The sequence below is a fragment of the Thermobifida sp. genome (assembly GCF_017577275.1).
GTDB lineage: Bacteria > Actinomycetota > Actinomycetes > Streptosporangiales > Streptosporangiaceae > Thermobifida > Thermobifida fusca.
Genome location: NZ_PITY01000018.1, coordinates 1 through 4,126 on the forward strand (window position 1 = coordinate 1; position 4,126 = coordinate 4,126).

Sequence of the window (4,126 nt, forward strand, 5' to 3'; positions counted from 1 at the left end):
TGGGGGGGTGGTGTGAAAAGAAGGAGGGGGGCGGCAGGGGTTTTGGGGGGGTCTCCGCGGGGGCGGGGCGCGGGGGGGGGGTTTGTGGGGGGGGGGGGGGGGGTGGGTGGAAAGGGTTGTTGTGGGGTTTTCGGGGGGTCGGGGGGGGGGGGGGAGGGCGGGGGGGGGGGGGGGGGGTGCCCGTGGGGGGGGCGGCCTGCTGGGTGTCGACGGGCTGGTCGGGGGTGTGGCCGTCGAGGCTGCCGTGGATGACGTGCTGGGCGATAGCGCGGCGTTCCGCGGGTTGGAAGCTGCCGAAGGTACGGCGCAGCAGGGGGAGCACGGTGATGAAGGCGGACTCGTTGAGGCTGGTCAGCCATCGGTCGATCAGGGTGAGCAGGGCGGTGTCGTGGACGAGCAGGAGGCCGTTGTTGGCGACGAAGCCTTCGATCCATGCGGCGGTGCGGTCCGGCGGGGTTCCGGGTGAGGAGATCTGGCTGAGCCGCTGGTGCAGGGTGTCGGCGGTGAGGCGGCCGCTGTCGTAGAGGATGCGGTGGATGCGTCCGCTGATCCGGCCGGGGATATTCTCGCGGGGCGCTACTGCTTCGAGGGTGTCGAGCCATTCGGTTTCTGCGTCTCCGCCGAGCAGGATTACCGCGGTGTGGGTGGTGTCGATGTCAGTGGTGACCGCTGTGGCGGCGTCGTCGCTGAGGCCGGTAACGGCGAGGGCGAGGCCCGCGCAGATGCGGCTCAGCAGTTCCGTGGCGATGGTGCGGAGTGCCTTGGCGTCGAAGCGGCGCACGTTGCCGTAGCGGGCGGAGCGGGCCAGCGGGGGTAGGGCGCGCATCAGCCGTTGGATGTCGGTGTCTTCGGCGGCCCGCTGGGCGAGTTGGGCGACGGTGCCGGTGACGGCTTCGGGCAGGTCTGCGAGCAGGCTGTCTTCGAGGAGGCTGGTCAGCGTGGGAAGGTCGGCGTGCTGGGCACGGTCGTGGACGCACGCGGTGGCTGCTGCGGTGACCGTGGTGCCCCAGCGGCTCGCTTCGATGACCGCGATGTCGTATTCGGGTTCCCAGCGCAAGGTCCAGGTTTCGCGGAAGGTGCCGCGGGAGCGCACACTGTCGCGGGTGCGGGTGCCCCAGGGGATGCCGAGCAGGTTCAGCCGGTGCAGGAGGGCGCTGCGTTCCCGGTCCCGTTCTTCGCGCAGGTCGAGGACGAGTTCTCGTTCGAGTGCCTCGGGTTTGAGACGCAGCCGTTTTTGGTGGAGTGCCAGGTCTCGTTGCAGGGGGACGGTGGGGGTGGTGGGGGGAACGGTGCCGAGCCGCTCCCCTACCACCATTGCGTCGTGGACGAGCCGGGCCCGCAGTTCGGCGCCTTCGCAGAGCACTGCGGAGGTGGCGTCCGCGATTTCTTCGGGCCCGGGCAGGGGGCGGCCGCGCAGGGCTGCGAGAGCCTCGCACAGCCGCACTGCTTCGATGACGTGGGAGGAGGAGACGGGCTGGTCGTTGTCGCGTAGCTGTCGCGCCGCCTCGGTGAGCCACCGTTCCACGGGCCGGTCGGGGACGGTGAACAGGTGGTGGTACCAGCCGGGGGAGCGGACGCCGGCGCGGTATCCGGTGGCGGCGGCGAGCCGCCCGTGCGTCCAGGGGATCCACGTTGCGGCGACTTTGGTTTTCGCGAGTCCGCGCAGGAGCCGGGTGTCGGCGGTGGCGGGAGGCAGGTCGAGGAGGGCGGGCACGTGCCAGGCGCCGCAGACCACGGCGATCCGCTCGTATCCGGCGCGCAGCGTGGCGCGGAGCACTTTCCTCATGTGGGCTTCGCGTCGGGCTTCGCGTTCGGTTTCGGGGTCCGGGGCGAGTTCGGCGCGGACCGCGACCATGGCTTCAGCGATGGCGGGGAACGGGGAGGGTCCGCCGTCGCGGCGCTGTTCGATGACGTCGTCCCACCAGCGTTCCGCGTCGTCGTAGCCGGCGGCTTCGGCGAGCACGCTGAGCGGGTCGACGCGGACGCGGGACTCTTCGTGGTCGGTGTCGGGTTCGTCCAGGGCGAGGGTGTGGGCGGCAGGCAGGTCGCAGAAGCGGACGGGGATGCCGTGGGCGGCGGCGTAGCGGAGTGCCTGCCATTCCGGGGAGAAGACCGCGAACGGCCAGATCGCGGCGCGGGACGGGGCGGCCTGGTCGTAGGCGAGGAGGGCGACCGGGGGTTCCAGGCCGGGGACGTGCTCGAGAAGCGCATCCGCTTCCGGGGGTCCTTCGATGAGGATCACGTCGGGGCGGAGTCGGCGCAGCTCCGCGCGGACGGCGCGCGCCGACCCGGGCCCGTGGTGGCGGATGCCGAGGAGGTGGACGCGTTCGGTGTCGATCGGGGCCATCAGTGGGTTGCCTCCCGGCAGGCGGTGTAGAAGTCGTGCCAGTCGTCGCGGTCCCGGATCACGGTTTCCAGGTATTCGTGCCAGACCACGCCGTCGGTGGCGGGGTCTTGGATGACGGCGCCGAGGATGCCGGGCACGACGTCAGCGGGGCGCAGCACACCGTCGCCGAAGTGGGCGGCCAGGGCCATGCCGTTGGTGATGATGGAGATGGCTTCGGCGGTGCTTAGTGTGCCGCTGGGGGTTTTGACTTTGGTGTGGCCGTCTTCGGTGACGCCGTTGCGGAGTTCCCGGAAGACGGTGACGACGCGGCGGATTTCGGTGAGGGAGGCGGGGACTTCCGGCAGGTCGAGGTTGCGGCCTAGTTGGGCGACGCGGCGGGTGACGATGTCGACTTCGTCGTCGGCGGTTTGGGGGACGGGGAGGACGAGGGTGTTGAAGCGGCGGCGGAGCGCGCTGGACAGTTCGTTGACGCCGCGGTCGCGGTCGTTGGCGGTGGCGATGATGTTGAAGCCGCGTTTGGCTTGCACTTCGATGCCGAGTTCGGGGACGGGCAGGGTTTTCTCGGACAGGATGGTGATGAGGGCGTCTTGGACGTCGGAGGGGATGCGGGTGAGCTCTTCGACGCGGGCGAGGCGGCCTTCAGCCATGGCGGTCATGACCGGGCTGGGTACGAGGGCTTGCTCGGAGGGGCCTTCGGCGATGAGCCGCGCGTAGTTCCAGCCGTAGCGGATGGCTTCTTCGACGGTGCCCGCGGTGCCTTGGACGAGCAGGGTGGAGTCGCCGGAGATGGCGGCCGCCAAGTGTTCGGACAGCCAGGTTTTGGCGGTGCCGGGCACTCCGATCAGCAGGAGGGCGCGGTCGGTGGCGAGGGTGGCGACGGCGACTTCGACGAGACGGCGGGATCCCACGTATTTGGGGGTGATTTCGGTGCCGTCGTCGAGGGTGGTGCCGAGGATGTACTGGGTGACGGCCCAGGGGGACAGTTTCCAACCGGGCGGGCGGGGGCGGTCGTCGATTGCGGTGAGGGCAGCGAGTTCGTCGGCGTAGGCCTGCTCGGCGTGGGGACGCAGCACTGCGGTGGTGGTGAGAGTCACATCAGCTCCTTACGCATGGTGTAGCGGTATTCGAGAGTGGTGACGAGATGACGGAATTCGCGGCTTCCTTTGCGCTTCTCGGCAAGCGGGGCGAGGCGCTCGTAGAGGCCGGGGTCAAGCTTGTTTTCCGCGCCCGGCGCGATGACACCGAAGTGGTCAGGCGCGTCAGGGGACGTGAATAGCTGTTCGACGAGTATGTCGTTGAGCCGCCCCACCCAGGGGAATTCGAGCCGGTACAGAAGGTTCCAGGTCTGGGTTTCCGGAATGTCGGGGTCGTCGAGCCAGTGGGCGACCCGGTCGCAGCGTTCTTCAGCGGGAAGCTGGTGCAGGAGCGCGTCGAGCTGCTCGAACCAGTTGTTGGAGGCGAAAGTGTGGCGGCCGACGTCGTCGAGGAATGCCCGCACCCAGTCAAGGTCGCGGTAGCGGACGGCAGCGGCGATGAGGGCGTCGCGGACGGTGTCGTCCATCTTCTTGGACACCACGTCTGCGGGACTGCTGCCGAGGCGGCCGATCCACAGGCGCAGCGGAAGGTGGGAGAGCAGGGTGTGGGCGCGTTCCTCCGGTGTTTTCGTGGTGCGCCGGTTCGGGGAGAGCAGGGAGGCGAATTCGGCGTCGACGTCCCCGGGCGGGGTGAGGGTGATGGTTTCCTGCTCTTGGGCACCAGTGGTGCGGAGGAGGTGGGTAG

The 4,126-nt window shown here is 69.6% G+C and carries 2 protein-coding genes and 1 pseudogene; all 3 read right to left on the reverse strand.

Going from position 1 to position 4,126, the window contains the following annotated elements; all coding sequences use genetic code 11:
- Positions 1-2,347: DUF5682 family protein (locus CW348_RS04190; RefSeq protein WP_287462864.1), on the reverse strand; the 2,347-nt coding region annotated here is incomplete at its 3' end.
- Positions 2,347-3,441, reverse strand: a complete 1,095-nt coding sequence (locus tag CW348_RS04195; RefSeq protein WP_287462866.1) for an AAA family ATPase — start codon at positions 3,439-3,441, stop codon at positions 2,347-2,349. The genes CW348_RS04190 and CW348_RS04195, both read right to left, overlap by 1 nt.
- A pseudogene (locus CW348_RS04200) lies at positions 3,438-4,126 on the reverse strand (hypothetical protein); the annotation flags it as partial. The gene CW348_RS04195 and the pseudogene CW348_RS04200, both read right to left, overlap by 4 nt.